The sequence below is a fragment of the Mesorhizobium amorphae CCNWGS0123 genome (genome assembly GCF_001686985.1).
In the GTDB taxonomy this organism is placed as follows: domain Bacteria; phylum Pseudomonadota; class Alphaproteobacteria; order Rhizobiales; family Rhizobiaceae; genus Mesorhizobium; species Mesorhizobium amorphae.
Genome location: NZ_CP015322.1, coordinates 707,234 through 730,145 on the forward strand (window position 1 = coordinate 707,234; position 22,912 = coordinate 730,145).

The 22,912-nt window shown below is 63.6% G+C and carries 18 protein-coding genes and 6 pseudogenes; 15 read left to right on the forward strand and 9 right to left on the reverse strand.

The features are described 5' to 3' along the window. Positions 1-97: 97 nt before the first annotated feature. The 5 genes and pseudogenes from A6B35_RS37000 to A6B35_RS37690 form a co-directional block, all read right to left on the reverse strand. Positions 98-294 (reverse strand): annotated as a pseudogene (locus A6B35_RS37000) (IS6 family transposase); the annotation flags it as partial. A 107-nt stretch (positions 295-401) separates the two neighbouring features. Then, on the reverse strand, positions 402-1,220 hold the full coding sequence (locus A6B35_RS33050; RefSeq protein WP_167361638.1) for a phosphotransferase enzyme family protein: 819 nt from the start codon (positions 1,218-1,220) through the stop codon (positions 402-404). Between the two features lie 140 nt (positions 1,221-1,360). After that, positions 1,361-2,923, reverse strand: a complete 1,563-nt coding sequence (locus A6B35_RS36385) for an asparagine synthase-related protein (protein WP_050900815.1) — start codon at positions 2,921-2,923, stop codon at positions 1,361-1,363. A 389-nt stretch (positions 2,924-3,312) separates the two neighbouring features. Then, positions 3,313-4,034: pseudogene (locus A6B35_RS37455) on the reverse strand (alpha/beta-hydrolase family protein). Beyond that, positions 3,971-4,114 (reverse strand): annotated as a pseudogene (locus tag A6B35_RS37690) (hypothetical protein); the annotation flags it as partial. The pseudogenes A6B35_RS37690 and A6B35_RS37455, both read right to left, overlap by 64 nt. Before the next feature lie 544 nt (positions 4,115-4,658). Here A6B35_RS37690 and A6B35_RS33065 point away from each other — a divergent pair. Together A6B35_RS33065 and A6B35_RS36390 are read left to right on the forward strand one after the other, a co-directional pair. Then, positions 4,659-5,465, forward strand: a complete 807-nt coding sequence (locus A6B35_RS33065) for a cyclase family protein (protein WP_006204689.1) — start codon at positions 4,659-4,661, stop codon at positions 5,463-5,465. Positions 5,466-5,780: 315 nt separating this feature from the next. Next, the gene (locus A6B35_RS36390; protein WP_006204690.1) at positions 5,781-6,095 is read left to right on the forward strand and encodes a hypothetical protein; all 315 of its coding nucleotides are present in this window, start codon (positions 5,781-5,783) and stop codon (positions 6,093-6,095) included. A 615-nt stretch (positions 6,096-6,710) separates the two neighbouring features. On the opposite strand, the gene A6B35_RS37460 is transcribed toward A6B35_RS36390, so the two are convergent. Continuing rightward, the gene (locus A6B35_RS37460; protein WP_050900817.1) at positions 6,711-7,001 is read right to left on the reverse strand and encodes a DUF1403 family protein; all 291 of its coding nucleotides are present in this window, start codon (positions 6,999-7,001) and stop codon (positions 6,711-6,713) included. Between the two features lie 613 nt (positions 7,002-7,614). Between A6B35_RS37460 and A6B35_RS33080 the strand changes: the two genes are divergently transcribed. Beyond that, on the forward strand, positions 7,615-9,507 hold the full coding sequence (locus A6B35_RS33080; RefSeq protein ID WP_006204692.1) for an amino acid adenylation domain-containing protein: 1,893 nt from the start codon (positions 7,615-7,617) through the stop codon (positions 9,505-9,507). Here the strand turns inward: A6B35_RS33080 and A6B35_RS36050 are convergent. Further along, the gene (locus A6B35_RS36050) at positions 9,484-9,651 is read right to left on the reverse strand and encodes a hypothetical protein (protein WP_156788646.1); all 168 of its coding nucleotides are present in this window, start codon (positions 9,649-9,651) and stop codon (positions 9,484-9,486) included. The two genes, A6B35_RS33080 and A6B35_RS36050, sit on opposite strands and share 24 nt — an antisense overlap. Positions 9,652-9,933: 282 nt before the next feature. Between A6B35_RS36050 and A6B35_RS33090 the strand changes: the two genes are divergently transcribed. Then, complete coding sequence (locus A6B35_RS33090; RefSeq protein ID WP_006204694.1) at positions 9,934-10,176, forward strand: hypothetical protein; 243 nt, start codon at positions 9,934-9,936, stop codon at positions 10,174-10,176. A 163-nt stretch (positions 10,177-10,339) separates the two neighbouring features. On the opposite strand, the pseudogene A6B35_RS35235 reads toward A6B35_RS33090, so the two are convergent. Then, positions 10,340-10,881: pseudogene (locus A6B35_RS35235) on the reverse strand (IS6 family transposase). Between the two features lie 609 nt (positions 10,882-11,490). Here A6B35_RS35235 and A6B35_RS37010 point away from each other — a divergent pair. The 11 genes and pseudogenes from A6B35_RS37010 to A6B35_RS33145 all read left to right on the forward strand — a co-directional run. Next, positions 11,491-11,577: pseudogene (locus A6B35_RS37010) on the forward strand (cytochrome P450); the annotation flags it as partial. Between the two features lie 16 nt (positions 11,578-11,593). Beyond that, complete coding sequence (locus A6B35_RS33100; protein ID WP_006204696.1) at positions 11,594-12,796, forward strand: cytochrome P450; 1,203 nt, start codon at positions 11,594-11,596, stop codon at positions 12,794-12,796. 93 nt (positions 12,797-12,889) lie between these two features. After that, the gene (locus A6B35_RS33105) at positions 12,890-14,179 is read left to right on the forward strand and encodes a cytochrome P450 (protein WP_006204697.1); all 1,290 of its coding nucleotides are present in this window, start codon (positions 12,890-12,892) and stop codon (positions 14,177-14,179) included. Between the two features lies 1 nt (position 14,180). Continuing rightward, complete coding sequence (locus A6B35_RS33110; RefSeq protein ID WP_006204698.1) at positions 14,181-14,489, forward strand: ferredoxin; 309 nt, start codon at positions 14,181-14,183, stop codon at positions 14,487-14,489. Continuing rightward, on the forward strand, positions 14,476-15,321 hold the full coding sequence (locus A6B35_RS33115) for an SDR family oxidoreductase (RefSeq protein WP_006204699.1): 846 nt from the start codon (positions 14,476-14,478) through the stop codon (positions 15,319-15,321). Before A6B35_RS33110 ends, A6B35_RS33115 begins: the two co-directional genes overlap by 14 nt. Before the next feature lie 9 nt (positions 15,322-15,330). Then, positions 15,331-16,674: a cytochrome P450 gene (locus A6B35_RS33120; protein ID WP_006204700.1), complete on the forward strand. Its 1,344-nt coding sequence runs from the start codon at positions 15,331-15,333 to the stop codon at positions 16,672-16,674. A gap of 147 nt (positions 16,675-16,821) precedes the next feature. Further along, positions 16,822-17,820, forward strand: coding sequence for a polyprenyl synthetase family protein (locus A6B35_RS33125; protein ID WP_040583538.1), 999 nt, complete (start codon positions 16,822-16,824; stop codon positions 17,818-17,820). 307 nt (positions 17,821-18,127) lie between these two features. Beyond that, positions 18,128-19,678 carry a hypothetical protein gene (locus tag A6B35_RS33130; protein WP_006204702.1) on the forward strand — a complete coding sequence of 517 codons (1,551 nt, stop codon included), beginning with the start codon at positions 18,128-18,130 and terminating at the stop codon, positions 19,676-19,678. Next, positions 19,675-20,577: a terpene synthase family protein gene (locus tag A6B35_RS33135; protein ID WP_006204703.1), complete on the forward strand. Its 903-nt coding sequence runs from the start codon at positions 19,675-19,677 to the stop codon at positions 20,575-20,577. Before A6B35_RS33130 ends, A6B35_RS33135 begins: the two co-directional genes overlap by 4 nt. 82 nt (positions 20,578-20,659) lie before the next feature. After that, positions 20,660-21,709, forward strand: coding sequence for a type 2 isopentenyl-diphosphate Delta-isomerase (gene fni, locus A6B35_RS33140; protein WP_040583539.1), 1,050 nt, complete (start codon positions 20,660-20,662; stop codon positions 21,707-21,709). Between the two features lie 532 nt (positions 21,710-22,241). Beyond that, complete coding sequence (locus A6B35_RS33145) at positions 22,242-22,679, forward strand: VirK family protein (RefSeq protein ID WP_006204705.1); 438 nt, start codon at positions 22,242-22,244, stop codon at positions 22,677-22,679. 103 nt (positions 22,680-22,782) lie between these two features. Here the strand turns inward: A6B35_RS33145 and A6B35_RS36055 are convergent. After that, positions 22,783-22,884: pseudogene (locus A6B35_RS36055) on the reverse strand (IS6 family transposase); the annotation flags it as partial. Positions 22,885-22,912: the final 28 nt, after the last annotated feature.

Sequence of the window (22,912 nt, forward strand, 5' to 3'; positions counted from 1 at the left end):
GCGCGAACAGCGGTTTTTTCACCGTCAGCTTAAGACGCTGGAGGGTGTTGTCACGGTAAGTTCCCTCTGCGTGAGAAGCCTTGAGGCGTCTTAGTTTTCAGGCGACGCAGGCCGCAATTTTCCAGGAATCGAAAGCCTCGAGGCGATGGTAGCGAACTGTATGTGCAGCACGGCGGCGGGACGGAACTGAAAAGCAGTTGCCGGTAGCTGAGTGCTGGAGGCGAAACGTTGCAACGCTCCCGGCGATCGGTGGTCTTGCATGTTTCGTTCCCGTTTTCGAAACGACAGATGGCTAGCGGGCATCCACGACCGCCTGCAGCCACTCCAGGGAAGCCGACCCCTGGTACCGGATCAGTGCTTCCACCACGGCACGTCCGACAGCCTAGCGTCGAAGATGGTTATCACGCGCCCGCCAAGAAGCGTAAGGAACCGCTGGCAGCCCGCTCGACCATACCGGCGGCGCTGTCCAAGGCATCAGCCCAGGTTTCGGCATCTAACTGGCAGTAGTCCTGTAAGAAACGCAGTGACCGCAGGTGCTGGACTACCACAAGCCACCGCAGGGAATTGCCCAGCTCGGCGTCGCCTTCCGCCTGGCCATAGCCAGCGAGGAACGCTCGCCACAACTCGGCGGCGCTGTCGCCCGCAGCCAGTTCCAGCCACCAGCCGATGGTGGCCAGATCGAGCTGCTGTGGACCAAGGCCGCAATCGTCGAAATCGAACATCACAATCTGATCGCCAGCCCTGTGCAGGTTGGCCATCCGGAAATCGCCGTGGCAGAACCCTGCAGGCCCACCCGCCCGGCTCACCCCTTGACCCCGCAAATCGGCCACCGCAGCCACCAGCCTGGCGCGCTCAGCGGCGAAGCCGTCCTCAATCTGGGCGATAGTCCGATCAACCTCCGCCTCGGACACCAGCTCGCGTTGGAGCGCGCGCGCGGCCAGCTGCGTCTGACCATGCAGGTCGGCCAGCGCCGCGCCCGCGGCCCGCAGATCGTCGGGTCGCTCGCGCATTGGCCGGCCCGCCGCCACCTGAAACACGGCCATTGGCCGGGTGCCGAACCCTGGTACCTGCAACTGCGTTAGCAAGCGCCCCTTCTGATTAGCCACCGCCCTCGCCACGTCCAATCGGTCAGTGGCCACTACCGCATCGAGCACCGCAAGCTCGGCCGCTATCTCGGCTTCCAGCCGACCTTCGGGCCGGTACAGGCGAACATAGGCCACTGGCGCTCCCTCCGGCCCTACAGCAAGCGTCCAATTGACGCCACGGACAACCGTGCGGACCTCGGCCGAAAGGCGGTAATCCGCCTCCAAAGAGGCGGCAACGACCGGTTCCACTGTTGCCCTATCGTCCGTCGCCACCGTCACGTCGCCTGCCGCACAAATCGTTCCAGCCACAGGAAGAAAGCCAGCGGCGCGCAGGGCGCTTCCGCGCGGGTTGCCGTGACCTCCGCCAACAGGTCCAGTACCGCCCGTTGATCGACCAGGCCGAAATCCGCGAGCGCGCAGTCTTTCAGCTGCGACGCAATACGGTCAGCCTCTTGGGCGATCAATTCCGGAAGAACACGAGCGAAAGTCTCCTTTGCGTAGTTGCAGGGGAATATGCCAGCATTTAGGCTCAAATTCAGGTAGTTGCGCATTGTCGTTCGCTGGAACCGGGCCGCCAGTGGGAGCGTGTGGCAGTATTCCATCAGCCGCGGATCACTCAGCGGATTGATTGGCCACAACCCACGCCGCAGCAGGTACGGAGCTCTGCACACATGCGCCAGTAGCGTCGGCATGGAAACCAGGCTCGTGGGCGCATCGAACAACCGCATCGAGCGTGCTGCCGTTAGGGCGCGTGGTGTAAGAATGCTTTCGGCGTAGGAACCGACTTCGGCGATCATCGTCTCGCTCGCCACGCGGGTGTGGGCCATTTCGCCGGCGAACAGCGGGAACAGTTCATCGCCCCCTATCCCCGTCAGCACGTACTGCGCGCCTTCGCTTCGCGCATCGGCCCAAATCGCCTCGAAGGCTTCCAGGTAGAACTCGCTCAACGGGTGCTCCTTCGGCCGAGCGTCTGGCCGCAGATCGAGGCAGGGCAGGAAATCGGACATGTTCACGGTGCTATCCCGCAGCTCAAGCAGCGCGATGATCGCGTTGCGCCTTTCGACCTGGGCATGCCGGTGCTGGCCATCCAGTAGGATGCCTTTGCTGGACTGCCTGCCCATCGTGTGACGCGCTGCGGCTGCGACTGCCGCCGAGTCCATTCCGCCACTCAGCTCAATTGCAGCCCGGCCTGCTTTGATCGGCCTCATGGCCATGACCTCATGCAACAGCTGGCGGAATCCGTGGTCAGGATCGAATGCGCTCTGCGCTTCCGTGGGCCCGACCACTTCCACGGCTTCCGGATAGCAGTACCTTGCCATTCTGGGAGCAACGTAGATCGAAGCGCGTTCCGTCAGCATGGTGACGCCGGCGCAGATTTGCCGCGCCGAGTAGAAGGTGCCGAGCGTCAGGTAATGCGCTGCGATTTCGGCATCGAGCGCGAATGGCACACCCAGGAAGTCGGCAAAATCCCATGACAATAGTACCGCATCGTCCTGGGCTCGAAAGTAGATCGGCGCAGACCCCAGAACGCCGGCGCGAATGCGCATCCGGCATTCTTCTTTCACCACTTCGACCATCACATAGTCCAGCGGCCAGGCCACACATTCCTGGTAGAGCTCGACATAGGCGTCGAAACCGACGGCCTGGGCTGGCGCCGGTGTGGTCACTCCGGTTGCTCGCTCACGTACAACGGCGAACCATCGGCCGTCGGTCGTGACCAGCACCATTTCCAACGCTGGATGCTCAAAAGCCTCGATCCAGCTCCCGCCGAATTCCACTCGGCCCGCGCGTAGCAACACGCTGCCTCTCAGATCCTGTAGCCTGATTTCCGCCTTCAACACGGTCGTTACTGTCGTTCTCCCAAAATAGTACCGTCCGGAAGGGGCGGCCTTGAAGCGGCGCTTAGAGGTAGTACATTAGGGTCGCGCTGTCGCCTGGCAGGCGGACCTTCGGTAGCAGCGCCTGGACGGCGATGGACTTCTTCATCGGAAGATCGAGGTTCTGTTCGTTCATGGCGACTTTCCATCTGGTAAGCCGCCGGGATGGCGGTAGGTTCTGTTTGTTCATGGCAAATCTCCATCTGGAAAGCCGCCGGGATGGCGGCATGTGTACATACCTCGGCGGCAGGGCGGGCCGTGCGAAACTTTTGTTACGTTTCCACGACGGCGGAAGATGGTTTTGTTGCAACGGCTGAATAGGAGCGCAGAGAGGCCCGATGCGCGGTCAATCAGGCGGCGGGGATTTCGAACTGCTCGGCCAGGGATGGACCGGATTGAAGCCGCGCGGCGCCTTCAATCCAGTCCGGCGTACGGTAAGCATCGCGATAGTCGGAGAGGACGATCGGAGCGCTGGCATAGTTGAAGATAGACGGCCCCATGGATCCCCATGGGGTATTCTGAGCCACCACGGGTCCGTCCAGCTTCATGAACCGGACAAGGTTGCTGTTGCGAAGAACGGGCAGCCATTGAGGCGTTCCCTGATTTCGCGCGTCGCTGATCGAACGCCAGCCCGGCTTTCAAATGGCGGTCCGCTCCACAGCGCACCGCTGATTGGGCCGTCCAGGATCTCGAACAGGCCCGTCGATCTTTCCGAATTCATCGCGCCAAGGCTAAGCCCGTGCAGATAGAGTTCAGGACGCGAACCTTTGGGCAAGCTCGTCCAGTAGCCATAGATCTCCGTGTAGAGGGCGCGCGCCGTTTCGGCGCCGTACTCCGGTTGCACTAGAAGCGACAGCGGGCTGCTCAGGTAGGAATACTGGACCGCAACGCTGGCGACGTCACCGTGGCAAAGGTATTCTAAGGCTTCCATTGAGGCGGGGTCGATCCAGCCCGTACGAGTCGGCATTATGATAATGAGCGAAGCGCAATTGAAGCCGCCAACGCGTTTCAGCTCATCCAGGGCAAGCTTCGCACGGGCTTGAGGATCGGCGGTGGCGCCCAGGGCCAACATACAAGCGAACCGGTTCCTGCGAGGAACTCGCGGCCGGCTCGGCCGAGTTGATCCCATTTCACCAACGGGGCCGTACTACCGGTCTTGTCGCTATCGACGGGCTGAGGCCGGTCAAGCTCGAGTAGTGCATCGAGTTTGCTTCACGACGAATCCAGAATGCGGAACACGGCACGGAGCAGATCGTCGCTTGCAAGCGACCCGACCACGAGGGCTGCAATGCCGAAGCCGACCACATTTGCCACGCGCCGGGTTACGAAACGCCTTGAGGGCCGGACTTCTGGAATTTCGAGATATCGCCAGAGCCAACGCCCCGCGACACCCAACCCAAAGCCCAAGGCGAAGCAACCGCCGGCACCCGTTGCGTCAGATATGTCCGAGGGATCAAAGTGGGCATCAGGGAAGCGGCAACAAGGTGCCAAGCACCAATCCCCGGCCGGCTAGTGACTGAACAGTCTTGGTGATCATCTGGACCAACGGTCTGCGGAATGTCTATACCGATCAATAACCCGTACCAGTCCCCGAAGCCAATCCGGTGACGTGGTGAAACTGACCGCTGACGGTCTCGGCACCCTGCCCAACCAGGTTCTTCGCCGGACATTCGAATGATTATTGAGGAGGAACTCCATGACCCGCCGTATCATCGATCTCTCCATCGCTCTCGACAATGAAACGCCAGCGGACCCGCTGCCGATCCGCCCCGCGATCACTTATATCGGGCATCGCGAAAGCGCTGAAGGCATGGTGAAGTTCTTTCCCGGACTCGGCGTGGATCAGCTGCCCGGTGGCTATGGCTGGGCGGTGGAAGAGTGCAAGGTCAACACGCACAACGGCACCCACCTCGATGCGCCATGGCACTATCACCCCACCATGAACGGTGGAGAACGGGCAATGACCATCGACGAAGTACCACTGGACTGGTGTATGCAGCCGGGTGTGAAGCTGGACTTCCGTCATCTGCCAGACGGTTATGTGGTGACCGCCGCCGACGTTGAGGCCGAGCTTGCCCGCATAGACCACACGTTGAGCCCGCTGGAAATTGTGCTGGTCAACACTTCGGCCGCAGCCGCTTATGGCAGCCCGGCCTATCTGGGCAAGGGATGCGGCATGGGCCGCGAGGCCACGCTTTTCCTGACCTCACGCGGCGTGCGCGTGACCGGCACGGACGCATGGAGCTGGGATGCCCCCTTTCCCTTCACCGCCAAACGTTACGCTGAAACCGGCGACGCCAGCATCATCTGGGAAGGACACAAGGCGGGAACCGAGATCGGTTATTGCCACCTCGAAAAACTGACCAACCTCGACCAGCTTCCGGCCAAGGGCTTTACGATTACCTGCTTTCCAGTAAAGATCAAAGGTGCCTCTGCCGGATGGACGCGCGCGGTGGCCCTTCTCAAAGAGGGTCCGGCCATGGCGCCGCAGGGCACTCCGTAAGAAAATTCGACCATGTGACGTTTGACCATGGCGCGCGGCCCGAGTCCGGAAGCGTATCGTTGTCCACGATTTGAAGGTTGCACCGTATATACGTGCCCTTTAAGGATCGGGGTAGAGCCCTGTTCAGACTGGCGCTTCAAATCGAATCGATGGCCGTCTCGGTCGGAATACGCAGCAGGTCATCGCCCGAAAAGGATTGAACCAAAGCATAGGGAGACCGAGCTGATTCTCACTCAAACCCACACTAATGATTTCGCGTCATCTGATACTCTAGGGGGACGTATTTCGTTCGCTCGCGAGCTTACCAAACTTACAATGGCGCAGGCTGCAACTCGACTTGGTGTCGAGACGGCATGCTGGAAGGCCTGGGAATGCGACCGCGCCGCGCCGCAATCCAATCGCCTTGCCACAATGGCGGGCATCCTGGGCGTGAGCCCCTCATGGCTGTTATCGGGAATGGGCGCCGGTCCATTAGAGCTGGAGTCGAATGACGATGCCGCCCTGCTGCGAGAGCTGCAAATCGCCTCTGCTGACGCAGTGACCCAGCAAAGACGTGTGCAAGAAATCGTTGCGTTACTCGGGTCGGTGCGGGCGAAGGGAAAAGGTGCGGGCGGCGTAATCTTTGTCTGATTTGCAGCTGCCGCGACAGTTGGTCTGATGCCGAACCATACCATGACGAGCAGCCATCTTTTCCGGTTGACGGAGCTGCCATTGATGCGTTGGAACGTTATGATCAGCTTGACGACGACGTCTGCACTCAATTGATCGAGATTGGCTCCGCGAGCCCAGATCATGCCTTGAGGGTGCAAGCCTTTGGAGTCGCAGCGGCAAGGGTAGCGCCGTAGCCCGACGAGCACTTTGGACATTCTCTGAGGCAGTTCCGCGTAGCTGGCGAAATGTTGACGCCATTGATGCCTTGGCGAGAGTTCCCTTTGTTGAGCCGGACATCGTTTCGTCCGTCACCCTAGACGATCTCGTGCGGCAACCGGCGCCTATCGCAGCGTCGAAAACGAGCGCGTCGTCGTTCAGCAATCGACCGTTGACGGTGTCCGCCCCCTTGGCCCTGAGTTTTGGGGCGACGGCGAGCAACCGGTCCCGCGCGGCGTTCGAGCCCCGCCGAGAGATCGATGGCGCGCAGCGCCCCGCGCGCCTGGGCAGAAAGCAGAGCTTTCGCACGCTCGGTTTCTGTCTCAATGCCCGTCACCGGAGAGCTCGTTGCCGATCGACGCGGGCGAGCGCTCATGCCTAGAACGCCTCGGTGCCCAGGAGCGGGACGGCATACTGCCAGCCCAGTTTTTGGGCGAGTAGCGCGTCGGCAAGCCAGGGTCCCATGGCGCGTGGCAGGCCGTGGCCCTCGACGACCGCGTAGGCGCCGGTCAGCATCCCGACCGCGCCTTCGGTCGTGGCGAGCCGCCGCAGCGCGTCCGCCAGATCGCTGACCGCCGCTTCGTCGCGGGCGAAAGAACCGAATTCCTCCAACACTGCGGCGAGATTTTTCTTCGTCAGAAGCTCCTCTGCGGGCCGCGCCGCCACCACGGCCGGCGCGTCACGCCGGCCCTTTTTTCGTCGCGGCGGACAACCGTATCCAGCATGGCGATGGCCGCGCCGGTGGCAAGGGCAGCATCCTAAACGGTTTGCGTCGCCTCGACCGCCTTGCGCAGCCGGCTCGGCACGGCGACAGCCGGGTGGCGGGCTGCGTGACGTGACGGCGCCGGGGCGATTTCGGGCGCAGAATCATCGTTGGCATGATGGTTCATTGCGGAGGTTAGTACACCACAAATGGCAGCAATCCGCCGCACCTGTCGCGGCACAATCGGCGCAGGGGAACACGAAGAAAAAGAACCGGCGGACGGTGTGGCTGCTCGTACATCGCGAAGGAATTCCTTTGTCGGAGAACGTCGGGTAGCCGACAACTGCTGTCGGGTTTTGAAGATTGTTACACGATCAGCCTTCGATGATGTCGTGTTGTACTCCATTGTATACTCCGTGGATAATGTGCTCCGGCTCTCTCCGCGCAATTGGCACGATTGTTGAAGCTCCCAAGTCGCAACGCTAGACGAAAATGGGATTGGCGGCGTTCCGGCGAAGTGTCCAAGTGATTTCTGAGCACCGCAGGGCGGTTGACCGAAAACTGCAGTGGAGACCTACGATGCAAACGCTCACATCGATCCTGTCAGGTCCGCGCCGGCCGTTACGTTTTGGCGGCGACAAGCTAGCCGATGCTATCGCCAAGACTCTGGAAGAATTTCCGTCGAACACCGCTGTGCACACGAACGAGAATGGCGACATAAGCTATAAGGAGTTGGGCATATCCGCGGCCAGTCTTATGGGTCGATTCGAGACCGTCGGCGTCCGTCCCGGTGACGCGGTGATTGTCAGACTTCCTCGATCAGTTGATCTTGTCACCGTCATTCTTGCAACCCAAATGCTGGGCGTTGCCTTCGTGCCCGTTGATCCATCGAATTCAGACGAACGGTTGGACCATATAATCCGCAACACCGACGCCAAAGCGATCGCTAGTTCGGATCCAAGCGGTTCGATGCGCGTTGAGCGTCTTCCGACACGCGGTGGCATCAACTCAGCGTTCTCGAACATAGCATATATCATGCACACTTCGGGAAGCACGGGGATCCCGAAAGGGGTACCTGTCTCCCAGGCAGCCCTCCTGAATTTGCTCGATTGGTATATCGAAATGATCGACTTTTCGGAGGGCAGCAGCATTTCGCAACTTACGCCACCAGCATTCGACGTCTCAATCCCCGAGTTCTTTGTACCGTTTGTGACAGGCGGGACAATTGTCTTGCCTAGTACGCAACTGCGAGCGCAGATCATTCAAACAATAGAATTCCTAACTCATAGCCGCACGAACGTCATTCAGATGGTACCAACACTGCTACGACGCTTCGTCGGAACCCTTGAACGTCTCCCCTCTTTGGCGGAGCGGTTCACCGATCTCAGATATGTGGTATGTAATGGTGAAGCCTTGCCGGACTCGGTTAGACGGCGTTTTTACTCGATTCTTCCTGACGCTACGCTTGTAAACACCTATGGGCCAACGGAGTGCTGTGTCGCGGTTAGCTATCACTACTGCCGTCGTGATGATACAGAGCTTCCGATGTTCATCGGAAAACCAACATGTAACGTTGATTTCTATGTTCTTGACGAAAGCAACTCCAACGTTGGTTTTGAAGTTGAGGGCGAACTCTTGGTGGGTGGTGTGCAAACGTCCCAACGTTATGTGGCGGACGAAGCACAGTCGAAACTTCGCTTTATGCCATTTATGACCGCTAACGGTGAACAAGTGCTGTACCGCACTGGTGATTATGTCGTGGCATCAGAGGAAAATGGATTGAGGTTTATCGGTAGAAAGGATGATCAGATCACCTATCGAGGAATCCGGCTGGAAAAAGGGGAGATTGCCAGCGCGATTGATCGGACCGGCCTTTGCTCAGATTCAGCGGTGGTCGTGGTAGATAGAAACGATGACACGGGGCAGGATCTGGTCTGCATGGTGACACCTGTCAGCGCCAATGTGGATGAAGTTCGCCAGCGGCTGTCGGATACCCTGCCGAATGATCGTGTTCCGAGGCTCGTTGTGCCTCTTGCCGAGCTTCCGTTAACTGCCAATGGAAAACTGGACCAGCGCGCGCTTGACAGAACAGCAAAGGAGGCGCTGAGGGCAGCCTTGGGTTGTGCGGTACCCCAGAAAGAACATGCAACGAGGTCACCATTAGACCATTTGCTGGAGGCGGTACACGCCGTCACGCGAAAATGGGTATTACCCAGCTCGATAGTGCGGGAGTGCAATATTGATTCACTGGATTTTCTCGAAGTGCAGATCAAGTTGGCTGAAACTGGCCTTATGTTCTCCGACGACGTGTATCGCGAGCAAGACCTGTCGCTTGAGGAGTGGGCAAGGCGAATTCAACCGGTCGATCACCGTGTCAAGCGAAGTGAGGATTTGACCCCTCCTATTGCCTCAGCGAGGAATGTTACCGAGCGCCGTGGGGCCAGCGATTCATCGAACCGCGATCGAGGATGATGTCCAGCCATTTTCCATGCGCCAGGCCTTCACAAGCCGCTGCACCATTCTCAGGTACTTTCCTTGAAGCGCGAAGGGTCGATCTTTGTCAGGGGCATTGGCCGCCTCGATCGTACTGATGTCGCGCAGGTGCAGTTCCTTCACAAGCCGGTCCTGGAGGTTTGGTTGGCCTGTGGGGTGCCCGAGTTCATGGCGGACTTCAACACACGCTTCGGCAGGGAGCCCCGCAATCCGAAGATGACCGCCATTGTTGTAGCCAGCCTCTAACGTGCCCGAGCAATCGTGCCAATCCAATGTCAGGCGAATCTTGGTTAGCGGTGCGCATTGCCTCAAGGAAAATGTTACCGCGCGGGTTCGTTGCCTCACCTAAAATGTTACCCGTGAAGGCGCGGGTCGCCATGATGCCTTCACCAGGAGGGAGGCATCATGAAGACGAAGTTGACACATGCCATGTGTATGGAACGCGCCAATGCAGTCAGGGATCGCTATGCGGCCGAAATGACTCGGGACAAGCGCAGGATCTTGGAGGAGTTCATCGCCGCGACGCGGTATCACGAAAAGTCCGGAATCTGTGCCCTGAGCACCTACCCGGAGCCGAGGCATCGCCAGACCCGTCAACGCCCGTCGCTCTATGATGAAGCTGCTCGGGGCGCCTTGATTGCGCTATGAGAAGCTTCCGATCGAGGTTGCGGCAAGCGGCTCAAGGCACTGCTGCTCATTCGGTACCGTCGGCTTAACTCGGTTGAAGCGTGCGGAGGCTCGAGGGCCGTTTTCACCCCGCCGTCGGCATAATCCGACTCCATGTTTCCATGGAGGCCGTTCGAAGTTTGCGTTACTGGGCTGAGGTGAGAAGGTTGCGCGGATAGTGGAAGAGATTTGCTATCGGTTCAACCTTTGTGGGAGCGATGTTCCACGTCGGGCATGAGTTCGTTCTTTGCCGCGCCATATCAACGAAGCTTGTCTGTAGTGGCGCGATGCCATGTTGCTTGAGCAGCTTGTGCAGCAGCCTCAGCGCACCTTACGGTCTCTTCGGCTTTGCACAAGAGCGTCGAGAACATGGCCGTTTGCATCGAACGCTCGCCACAGCCAGTGTTTCCTGCCCTTGATGGAAACGACCATCTCATCAAGGTGCCATTTGTCGGCCAAGGCGCCTTGGACATCCGATGGATCTGGCGGGTATATGCGGCTCCGAACTTGCCTGCCCATTCGCCCACGGTCTGGAAGGAGACCGTGATGCCGCGAACGGCGAGCATTCGACATGGCGAGGGCTGAGCGGAAAGCGGAAGTAGAGCCACACCGCATGGCTGATGATTTCAGCCCGAAAACGATGGCCTTGTAAAGATGACTGGCGGGGTCGGCAGGACGTTCCGTCATGGCGCGACCTACGACGCCAACCTTCGCGCCGAGTTAAGGCGACGGTACCGGCCTCCCCTATTGGGGCACACGGTCAGGTGGCCTGCCATCATGCCAGGACAGGACAACCGATAAAGAAGGTGTCGCCAGTCTGACGTCAGACGACGGTACTTATCCGACACTGTTCTGTCGCCTTTGTTGGGTCCGCGACACCGGCCTATTTCGCCGAGCTCTTGTGGCCTCAGCTAATCCGCTGAAAAGCAATCACAATGTTTTTCTTCTGCTGGGTCGGCCAGATTGGCACGAGTTTTGCGGCTCCTTCGTTGCGAGCCGGGAGCCGCCGACCGACCTTCATTCGTGGATGACACCCCGATCGATGGAACGAAGAAAGAAAAGCAAAATGTCAAATCCGCATCAGATAGATGGGACGGGGGCCTCGGCGAAACCGCCCCCGACAAAAGGCTCACCGCCCTTGTCGACCCTTGCGCAGGAAATCGTGATGGCCGGCTGCGAAGGCCCACCACACTCGCCTTATCCTGAACTCGAAGGCGTAGATAAGTTCGGCATCTCGCCGCGCGGTATGCCTAGGCAGTTACACGTTGGCCGATCTTGATAATCAAGTCGGGCTACGCCGCGGAGGACGTCGTCTACATGCCGTCTTACGTCATTCGCTGCCCGCAGCGCCTGCCGGTCACCTTCCGCCCTTCCATCGCTTAGAGAGTGAAGTGCCACCATGTCCGAACAACCCTTGCCGACGCTGCCCATGTGGCGCGTCGATCACATCGAGCCCTCGCCCGAGATGTTGGCGCTAAGCGCCAACGGTCCAATCCACCGCGTGCGCTTCCCGTCCGGGCACGAAGGCTGGTGGGTGACAGGCTACGACGAGGCCAAGGCGGTGCTGTCCAACGCGGCGTTCCGGCCCGCGGGAATGCCGCCGGCGGCATTCACCCCGGATTCGGTGATTCTCGGTTCGCCGGGGTGGCTGGTCTCGCACGAGGGGGGCGAGCATGCCCGGTTACGCACGATCGTGGCGCCGGCCTTCAGCAACGGCAGGGTGAAGCAGCTCGCGCAGCAGGTCGAGGCGATCGCCGCGCAGTTGTTTGAGACGCTGGCGGCCCAGCCCCAGCCCGCCGACCTGCGGTGCCACCTCTCCTTTCCGCTTCCGGCCATGGTCATCAGCGCGCTGATGGGCGTGCTCTACGAGGATCACGCCTTTTTCGCCGGGCTGTCCGACGAGGTGATGACGCACCAGCATGAAAGCGGCCCGCGCAGCGCGTCGCGCCTGGCCTGGGAAGAACTGCGCGCCTACATTCGCGGCAAGATGCGGGACAAGCGCCAGGACCCGGGCGACAACCTGCTGACGGATCTGCTCGCGGCGGTCGACGAAGGCAAGGCGACCGAGGAAGAGGCGATCGGCCTGGCGGCGGGCATGCTGGTGGCGGGGCACGAAAGCACCGTCGCGCAGATCGAATTCGGCCTGCTGGCCATGTTCCGCCATCCGCAACAGCGCGAACGCCTGGTCGGCGATCCATCCCTGTTGGACAAGGCGGTGGAGGAAATCCTGCGCATGTATCCGCCGGGCGCGGGCTGGGACGGCATCATGCGCTATCCGAGGACCGACGTGACCATCGCGGGCGTGCATATTCCCGCGGAGAGCAAGGTGCTAGTCGGCCTGCCGGCGACGTCGTTCGATCCGCGCCATTTCGAGAACCCGGAAATCTTCGACATCGGACGCGATGAAAAGCCGCACCTGGCGTTCTCCTACGGGCCGCACTACTGCATCGGCATGGCGCTGGCCAGGCTGGAACTCAAGGTGGTGTTCGGTTCGATCTTCCAGCGCTTTCCCGAGCTGCGCCTGGCCGTGGCGCCGGAAGAACTGAAGTTGCGCAAGGAGATCATCACTGGCGGGTTCGAAGAGTTCCCGGTGCTCTGGTGATGCGCGGACGCCGCCGAGAATCGCGATCTTCTCCACAATTTGCCGGCGCGCCTAGCGCACGCCGGTCAGATCAGCCAGCCAACAGGTAACCAGATGGACGTGCAAGAAGCCACGGCAGCATGCCGGGACGCCTTCGCCGAACTGGCATCGCCAGCGTGCATCCACGACCCGTATCCGTTCATGCGGTGGTTGCGCGAGCACGATCCGGTGCATCGTGCGGCGTCGGGCCTCTTTCTGTTGAGCCGCCACGCCGACATCTACTGGGCGCTCAAGGCCACGGGCGATGCGTTTCGGGGACCGGCGCCGGGCGAACTGGCGCGCTATTTCCCGCGTGCGGCCACCAGCCTGTCACTCAATCTGCTGGCGTCCACCCTAGCGATGAAGGAACCACCGACGCATACGCGTCTGCGCCGGCTGATCTCGCGCGATTTCACCATGTGCCAGATCGACAACCTGCGGCCGAGCATCGCGCTCATCGTCGCAGCGCGCCTGGACGGCATCGCGCCCGCGCTTGAGCGCGGGGAGGCGGTGGACCTGCATCGGGAATTCGCGCTGGCCTTGCCCATGCTGGTTTTCGCCGAACTGTTCGGCATGCCCCAGGACGACATGTTCGGGCTCGCCGCCGGCATCGGCGCCATTCTGGAAGGCCTGAGCCCGCACGCCAGCGATCCACAGCTCGCCGCGGCGGACGCGGCCAGCGCCAGGGTGCAGGCCTACTTCGGCGACCTCATACAGCGCAAGCGCACCGATCCCCGCCACGACATCGTGTCGATGCTGGTCGGCGCACACGACGACGATGCCGACACGCTGTCGGATGCGGAGTTGATCAGCATGCTGTGGGGCATGCTGCTGGGCGGCTTCGCCACCACTGCTGCGAGCATCGACCATGCGGTCCTGGCGATGCTGGCGTATCCCGAACAGCGGCACTGGCTGCAGGGAGACGCCGTGGGGGTGAAGGCATTCGTCGAAGAAGTCCTGCGCTGCGACGCGCCCGCCATGTTCAGCTCCATTCCGCGTATCGCCCAGCGCGACATCGAACTGGACGGCGTGGTGATCCCGAAGAACGCGGACGTGCGCGTGCTGCTCGCGGCCGGCAATCGCGACCCGGACGCCTTCGCCGATCCCGACCGCTTCGATCCCGCGCGGTTCTACGGCACCAGTCCTGGCATGTCGACCGACGGGAAGATCATGCTGAGCTTCGGCCACGGCATCCACTTCTGCCTCGGTGCGCAACTGGCCCGGGTGCAGTTGGCCGAGAGCCTGCCGCGGATCCAGGCGCGCTTCCCCACGCTGGCATTGGCCGAGCAGCCGACCCGGGAGCCCTCCGCGTTCCTTAGGACCTTCCGCGCGCTGCCGGTGCGGCTGCATGCGCAGGGGGGCTGAGATGCGCGTCGTGGTCGACCAGGATCTGTGCGGAACCACCGGGCAGTGCGTGCTGACGCTGCCGGGCACCTTTCGCCAGCGCGAACCGGACGGCGTGGCCGAAGTGTGCGTGGCGACGGTCCCGCAGGCGCTGCACGCCGCCGTGCGGCTGGCGGCCAGCCAGTGCCCGGTCGCCGCCATTCGGGTCATCGAAAGCAACGCTGGCGATGACGAGCGCGCCAGCGCCGACCCTGCGCCTTCTCCGGCGGAGGCCGAGCGGCATGCCGCGAAAGACCAACGCAATCCAGGAGGACACGATGGGACGGTTTGAAGGCAAGGTGGCCGTGGTAACCGGCGCCGGCGCCGGCATCGGCAAGGCATGCGCCCTCGCCATCGCGCGCGAGGGCGGCAGAGTGGTGGTGGCCGACATTGATGGCTCGGGGGCCATCGCCTGCACCGCGCAGATCAAGGCCGAAGCGGGCCACGCGCTGGCCCTGGCCATGGACATCGCCGATGCGCAGGCGGTGGCCGCGCTGTTCGAGACGGCGGAGCGGCACTTCGGTGGGGTCGACCTGCTGGTGAACAACGCGAGCGCCATGCATCTGACCCCGCGCGACTGCGCGATCCTCGACTTGGACTTGGCGGTCTGGGATCAGACCATAGCGACCAATCTGCGCGGCACGCTGCTCTGCTGCCGGCAGGCCATTCCACGGATGATCGCCCGCGGCGGTGGCGCGATCGTCAACATGTCGTCGTGCCAGGGGCTCAGCGGTGACACCGCGCAGACGTCCTACGCCGCGTCGAAGGCGGCGACGAACATGCTGTCGGCCTCGCTCGCCACCCAGTACGGTCATGCGCAGATCCGCTGCAACGCGGTTGCGCCGGGTCTCATCATGACCGAGCGTCTCCTCGCCAAGCTGGACGAGTGCATGCAGCGGCATCTGCGCCGGCACCAGCTCCTGCCGCGCGTCGGCCGCCCCGAGGACGTGGCCTCGCTGGTGGCGTTCCTGCTCTCCGACGATGCCGCGTTCATCACCGGCCAGGTCGTGTGCATCGACGGCGGCATGCTGGCGCATGTGCCGACGTACGCCGACGGTGGCAACAGCCGCGCCGCGCGGCCTGCCGGCGACACCGCCGAAGCGGCCGCGGCGCCGCGCTGCTGATGGAGCTGGATGGACATGCTGCTTAACCCGCTGAACCGTCGCCACCGGCTGCGGTACGACATCCCGGTCGTGCCCGGCGCTTTCCCCCTGGTCGGGCATCTTCCCGCCATCGTCGGCGACCTGCCGCGCCTGCTGCGGCGCGCGGAACGGACGCTGGGCAGCCACTTCTGGCTGGATTTCGGCCCTGCCGGACAGCTGATGACCTGCGTGGATCCGGCTGCGTTCGCACTGCTCCGGCACAAGGATGTGTCCTCGGCGCTGATCGAAGAGATCGCGCCCGAATTGCTCGGCGGAACGTTGGTCGCCCAGGACGGCGGCGCGCACCGGCAGGCGCGCGATGCGATCAAGGCGGCGTTCCTGCCCAAGGGGCTGACCCAGGCCGGCATCGGCGACCTGTTCGCGCCCGTCATCCGGGCGCGGGTGCAGGCGTGGCGCGACCGCGGCGACGTAACCATCCTGCGCGAAACCGGCGACCTGATGCTCAAGCTCATCTTCAGCCTCATGGGAATCCCCGCGCAGGACCTGCCGGGATGGCATCGGAAGTACCGGCAACTGCTGCAGTTGATCGTCGCGCCCCCGATCGACCTGCCCGGGCTGCCCTTGCGGCGCGGCCGCGCCGCCCGCGACTGGATCGACGCGCAGTTGCGCCAGTTCGTCCGCGACGCGCGCGCGCATGCCGCGCGCACCGGGTTGATCAACGACATGGTGAGCGCCTTCGATCGCAGCGACGATGCGCTCTCCGATGACGTCCTGGTCGCCAATATCCGCTTGCTGCTGCTTGGCGGTCACGAGACCACCGCCTCGACGATGGCCTGGATGGTGATCGAGCTGGCGCGGCAGCCTGTGCTGTGGGACGCCCTGGTCGAAGAGGCGCAACGCGTGGGCGCCGTGCCGACCCGGCACGCGGACCTGGCGCAGTGTCCGGTCGCCGAGGCGCTGTTCCGAGAGACGCTGCGCCTCCATCCGGCGGTCACGCTCCTGCCGCGTCGCGCGCTGCAGGAATTGCAACTCGGCCAACGGCGCATTCCCGCGGGCACACATCTGTGCATCCCGCTGCTGCATTTCTCGACCTCGGCGCTGCTGCATGAGGCGCCTGATCAGTTCCGCCTGGCGCGGTGGCTGCAACGCACGGAGCCGATCCGGCCGGTGGACATGCTGCAGTTCGGTACCGGCCCACACGTCTGCATCGGCTACCACTTGGTATGGTTGGAACTGGTGCAGTTCTGCATCGCCTTGGCGCTGACCATGCACAAGGCCGGGGTGCGGCCGCGGTTGCTGAGCGGCGTCGAAAAAGGCCGGCGCTATTACCCGACCGCACAGCCGTCCATGACAATCCGCATCGGATTCTCATGAGCTGGCATCGCATGCCCCGTGTGGCGATGCAGCGGCGCCGGTGAGGCGTGCGGCATTGCTGCACTCGGCGCGCTCGGTGTGACGCCGGCAACACCGCGGTGGCTCGGCGCTCGCCGGGGCCGTGTCAGGTACAAGGACATGAACAACATGCAGACCGGTTCCACACTATACGACGACCGAACTGGCGTTTCCGCGCTCGGCGGATTGGGCGCGCCGGCGCGCGGCGCATCCGGCAGGCCGCTCCCGGAGATCTGGATGCAGGACGGCGCAAAGCGGATCGAACAGGCACTGGCGCGTCTTCTCTGCGCCGAAGACGACGGTGAGACCGAGCTGATGGCGGCGATGCGCTACGCCACCTTGCATGGCGGGAAGCGCACCCGCGCCTTGCTCTGTCTGGCCGCCGGCGCACTGGCCGACACGCCGGCGCACATGCTCGACGACGTCGGCGCCGCCATCGAGATGATGCACGCCTGTACCCTGGTCCACGACGACCTGCCCGCGATGGACGACGACGTGCTTCGCCGCGGCCTTCCGACCGTGCACGTCAAGTTCGGCGAAGCCACTGCGATCCTGGTCGGCGATGCGCTGCAGGCGCACGCCTTCCTGACCCTGACGAGCCTGGATGCGCCGGGCGACAACCGTATCGCGCTCGTGCGCGAACTGGCGCAGGCGGTGTCCGCCGAGGGTGCCGCAGGCGGGCAGGCCATCGATCTGTCGCTGGGCGGAAAGCACGTCGGGCTGGACAGGATCGTGGCGATGCACCGGATGAAGACCGGAGCGCTAGTGCGCGCGTCCGTTCGGATGGGCGCGCTATGCGCCATCGCGGAGGATGCCGCGCACGCTGCGCTGTACTGTGCGCTTGATCGCTACACCGCCTGTTTCGGCCTGGCGTTGCAGGTGGTCGACGACATTCTCGACGCGACAGCGGATACCGCGACGCTGGGCAAGACCCCCGGCAAGGACGCAGCGGCGCAGAAGCCGACCTGCGCGTCGATCATGGGGCTGCAGGCAGCGCGCCAGTTCGCGCTGGATTTGTTGCGCGACGCCGGAGAGGCCATCGCCCCGCTGGGGCCGCGTGCGGAACGGTTGGCGCAGATGCTGCAGCGGGCCAACGCGTATCTGTTCAAGCACGCGCCATGCGCATGAGGGCGCCGGTCCGCATGGAGTCGCCCCCGTGCCGCTGCGATCGGCCGGTGGCAGCGGTGCATGCTGCACTGTGTCCCAGTCCGCGGCGCCGATCGCAGCGGTTGCCCAGCACGGCCGCGGCGCACGCGGCGCGCTGCGCGCAAGCCTATGCGGCGGACCGGCGCCAGCATCGGGGCGCGTCGCCGCGCCGGAACAGGGCGGCCGTCCGGCGCTGCCCATGCGCCTGGCCGCGACGGGCCTGCGGCGACGTGCGCGGCGTCTGCCCGATCCTGGTTCTCGTCAACCGTCTGCGGAAGGAACATCCCGCGTGAACGCGCTGTCCGAACAGGTCCTTTCCGAATTGCGCCACCTGCTGGGCGAGATGAGCGACGGCGGCAGCGTCGGTCCGTCAGTCTACGACACGGCGCGAGCTCTGCAGTTCCACGGCAACGTCACGGGTAGGCGGGACGCATATGCGTGGCTCATCGCGCAGCAACAGGCCGATGGCGGATGGGGAAGCGCGGACTTCCCGCTGTTTCGCCATGCGCCCACGTGGGCGGCGTTGCTGGCATTGCAGCGTGCCGATCCTCTTCCCGGCGCTGCCGACGCAGTCCAGGCTGCAACCCGGTTCCTCGAGCGCCAGCCCGATCCCTACGCGAACGCGGTGCCGGAAGACGCGCCGATCGGCGCGGAGCTGATCCTGCCGCAGTTGTGCGGCGAGGCCGCATCCTTTCTGGGCGGCGTGGCGTTTCCGCGCCACCCGGCGCTGTTGCCGCTGCGACAAGCATGCCTGGTCAAGCTGGGGGCGGTGGCGACGTTGCCGAGCGGCCATCCATTGCTGCACTCCTGGGAAGCTTGGGGGACGTCGCCGACCACCGCATGCCCGGATGACGACGGCAGCATCGGCCTCAGTCCGGCGGCCACCGCCGCGTGGCGTGCGCACGCCGTGACACAGGGGAGCACGCCGCAGGTCGGGCGCGCCGACGCGTATCTGCAGGCGGCATCGCGGGCGACGCGCAGCGGCATCGAAGGTGTCGTTCCCAACGTCTGGCCGATCAGTGTGTTCGAGCCATGCTGGTCGCTGTACACCCTGCATCTGGCCGGGCTGTTCGCGCATCCCGCGCTCGCCGAGGCGGTGCGCGTGATCGTCGCGCAGCTCGACGCCCGCCTGGGCGTGCGCGGTCTGGGCCCCACCTTGCACTTCGCGGCCGATGCGGACGACACCGCCGTTGCGTTGTGCGTCCTGCGCCTTGCAGGACGCGACCCGGCGGTCGATGCGTTGCGCCATTTCGAAATCGGCGAGCTGTTCGTCACCTTCCCCGGCGAGCGCAATGCCTCGGTGTCGACCAACATCCATGCCCTGCATGCGTTGCGACTGTTGGGAAAGCCCACCGCCGGCACCAGCGCCTACGTCGAGGCCAATCGCAACCAGCACAGTCTATGGGACAACGAAAAATGGCACGTTTCCTGGCTATATCCCACCGCGCATGCGGTCGCGGCGCTGGCGCAAGGCAAGCCCCAGTGGCGCGACGAGCGCGCGCTGGCGGCGCTGCTGCAGGCCCAGCGCGACGACGGCGGCTGGGGCGCCGGTCGCGCATCCACATTCGAGGAAACCGCCTATGCGCTGTTTGCCTTGAACGTGCTGGACGGGAGGGAAGAGCCGACAGTGCGCCGGCGCATCGCGCAGGCTGTGGCGCGTGCGCGGGAGTGGATGCTCGCCCGCCATGCGGCGCATGCATTGCCGCAGACGCCGCTGTGGATTGGCAAGGAACTGTATTGCCCCACCCGGGTCGTGCGCGTGGCCGAACTCGCCGGGTTGTGGCTGGCGATTCGTTGGCAGCGGCGCGTCCTGGCCGAGGGAGCGGGAGCGGCGCCATGATCCGGACCGAACGCGCGCTGCAGCAGGTGCTGGAGTGGGGGCGTTCGCTGACCGGGTTCGCCGACGAGCATGCCGTGGAAGCGGTCAGGGGCGGCCAGTACATCCTGCAGCGCATCCACCCGAGCCTGCGCGACACCAGCGCCCGCACCGGTCGCGATCCGCAGGACGAAACGCTGATCGTGGCGTTCTATCGCGAACTGGCGCTGCTGTTCTGGCTCGACGATTGCAACGACCTTGGCCTGATCGCGCCGGAGCAACTTACCGCGGTGGAGCAGGCGCTGGGGCTGGGCGTGCCGTGCGCGCTCCCCGGATTCGAGGGCTGCGCTGTGCTGCGCGCTTCGCTGGCCGCGCTCGCCTACGATCGTCGCGACTATGCTCAGCTTCTCGACGATACCCGGTGCTACTGCGCGGCGCTGCGCGCCGGACATGCGCAGGCGGCAGGGGCGGAACTCTGGTCCTACGCCGAGTACCTGCACAACGGCATCGATTCGATCGCCTACACAAACGTGTTCTGTTGCCTGTCGTTGCTGTGGGGGCTGGACATGGCGATCTTGCGCGCGCGTCCGGCGTTTCGCCAGGTCCTGCGGCTCCTCTCCGCGATAGGGCGCCTGCAGAACGATCTGCATGGACGCGACAAGGACAGGTCGGCCGGCGAGGCCGACAACGCAGCGATCCTGCTGCTGCAGCGCTATCCGGCTATGCCTGTGGTGGAGTTCCTCAACGACGAGCTGGCCGGCCATACGCGCATGCTGCACCGGGTGATGGCGGAAGAACGCTTTCCCGCGCCGTGGGGACCGTTGATCGAGGCCATGGCGGCCATCCGCGCGCAGTACTACCAGACTTCGACCAGCCGCTACGGCAGCGACGCTGTGGGGGGAGGCCAGCGTGTGCCGGCATGAACGCGCGGGAGGCGGCGGCGTGCGCGCGCCGTCGGTCCGATCCGACGCAACGCCGTCGCGCGATGCGACGGATGGAGCCAGCATGAGCGACACCGCCCTGAGCCGGCGCAAGGACGACCATCTGGACATCGTGGTGGATCAGCGAACGGCGCTGGCCGCGGTCGCCGCCGGCTGGGAGTACATCCGTTTCGAACACTGCGCATTGCCCGAGTTGGACCTGACGCAGATCGACCTGCGCGCCTCGCTGCTGGGCAAGACCATGCGCGCGCCGCTGCTGATCAGCTCCATGACCGGCGGCATGCCACGCGCCGAGGCCATCAACCGGCATCTGAGCGAGGCAGCGCAAGCCTTGGGGATCGCCATGTGCGTCGGTTCGCAGCGCGTGAGCCTGCAATCCCGCAACTCCCAGGGGCTGACGCGCGCGCTGCGCCGCCTGGCCCCGGACATTCCCTTGCTGGCCAATATCGGCGCCGCGCAACTGCGCGAGGCCGACGGCCTGGGCCTGGCGCGCCGGGCGGTGGATGCGCTGGAGGCCGATGGACTCATCGTCCATCTCAATCCGCTGCAGGAAGCGGTACAGCCGGAGGGCGACCGCGACTGGCGCGGCGTCCTGGCGCAGATTGCTCGCGCCGCGCGGAGCGTGGGCGTGCCGATCGTGGCCAAGGAAGTGGGGTCGGGCCTGTCCGCCTCGGTGGCCTGTGCGCTCGTCGAGGCGGGCGTGGCGGTGATCGATATCGCCGGCGCCGGTGGCACCAGTTGGGCCGCGGTAGAGGCCGAGCGCGCCCGCAATGCCGCCGACCGTGCAGTGGCGATGGCGTTCGCCGATTGGGGGATTCCGACCCCGGCCAGCGTGCAGGCGGTACGTCGGGCGCTGCCAACGGTGAAGCTGATCGCGTCGGGCGGGATCCGCGACGGTGTCGACGTGGCCAAGGCCATCCGCCTGGGCGCGGACGTCGTCGGGCAGGCGGCCGGCGTGCTGCGCGCGGCTACGGTATCCACCGAGGCGGTTGTCGCGCATTTCGAGATCGTCATCCGCCAGTTGGCCGTCGCCTGCTTCTGCACCGGCTCGGCCGATCTGGCGGCGTTGCGTCAGGCGCGCTTGTTGCCCTCGGCGCATCTGCCCGCCGGTTGATGCCGGCGTCGCCCGCACGTGGCGGCGGGCGCCTAGTCTTACTGAGTCAGAAAGTCGCGGCGTCCCCAGAAATCACGAGAAGCAAGCAAACTCAGTTCGCTTCGTTCGACCTTAGCGTACGATTTTGAGCGGCTCTTGTTCTGACCCCATGGACGCACATCTTCATCAGCCGTCAGTTGACTTTACGGTGCCAGACGGTGGAGCGCGTCAGCTTCTCGAAAGCTTGCCCGAGTAGTTTTGAGTCTCCGGTGATCTACAACCGTGAGGCTAGCGTGGACGTATCTAATTTCAGTCCAATGGATCCCGCATGGCGGAGACGTTCTACGCCATGCAACGGCAGCCGGTGGGACACGCCGGGCGCGATGGCTTTGAGCAGCACGCTGCGCGAGGCACGCCGCACCGATGCCGACCCCGTCGCTGGGGTCCATGCGCCTCGAGACCGCTTTTATCCTAACTGCAGAACGCCTTCTGCACTGGCCCAATAGCGTCGGCATGCCCTCGCTTCTGAACGTCGCTCCAAATAGGATCACCTATGAAATCTATGCTACCCGCCCTGCTCGGGATACTTTTGGCTACGACTGCCAATGCTGCCAATGATAGTCATTTACTAGCAACCTTTCCCCAGATTGAGCTGGCGCTGAATGCCGGCAAGCAAGTGGGTGTTATGGTCGATTTAAGTTTGTGTACTCCGGCGAACGCCGATACGCCGCCGACGAAGACGCGAGGAGGCCTTCGCATAGATGGGTATAGAATCACTTCTGACGGCACCCTCGCTTTTGCGGATCAGCACTTTACGATTGATCGTGACGGTAAGCCCATTCTTCAATTTCTTCGCTACCAAATCCGGTTGGACGGTGACGCCGAACTCACCATGGTGGTATTCAACATGCCAAGCTATGAGAGAAAAGGTACCAGCTTGGCCTACAAGTGCGCGATCAGTCACGGGTTGAGTTTCTTCGCTCCACAGTGATCGCTGGCGGCGATGTCACGTTGTCTGAATATAAACGCGTTGAGACCTGCGGCGGCACTGTAAAGTTATCAGCGGATTGATGCAGCGATAGCTGGCCGGGACGGCTGTGATGCGTGACGATGATGCCGCGGGCTGCCAGCATGTCCTCAACCATGCGCAGACTGAGCGGAAAGCGAAAGCAGAGCCATACCGCTTGCGCAATGATAAGCGGTGGCGACGATAGAGCGGATCAC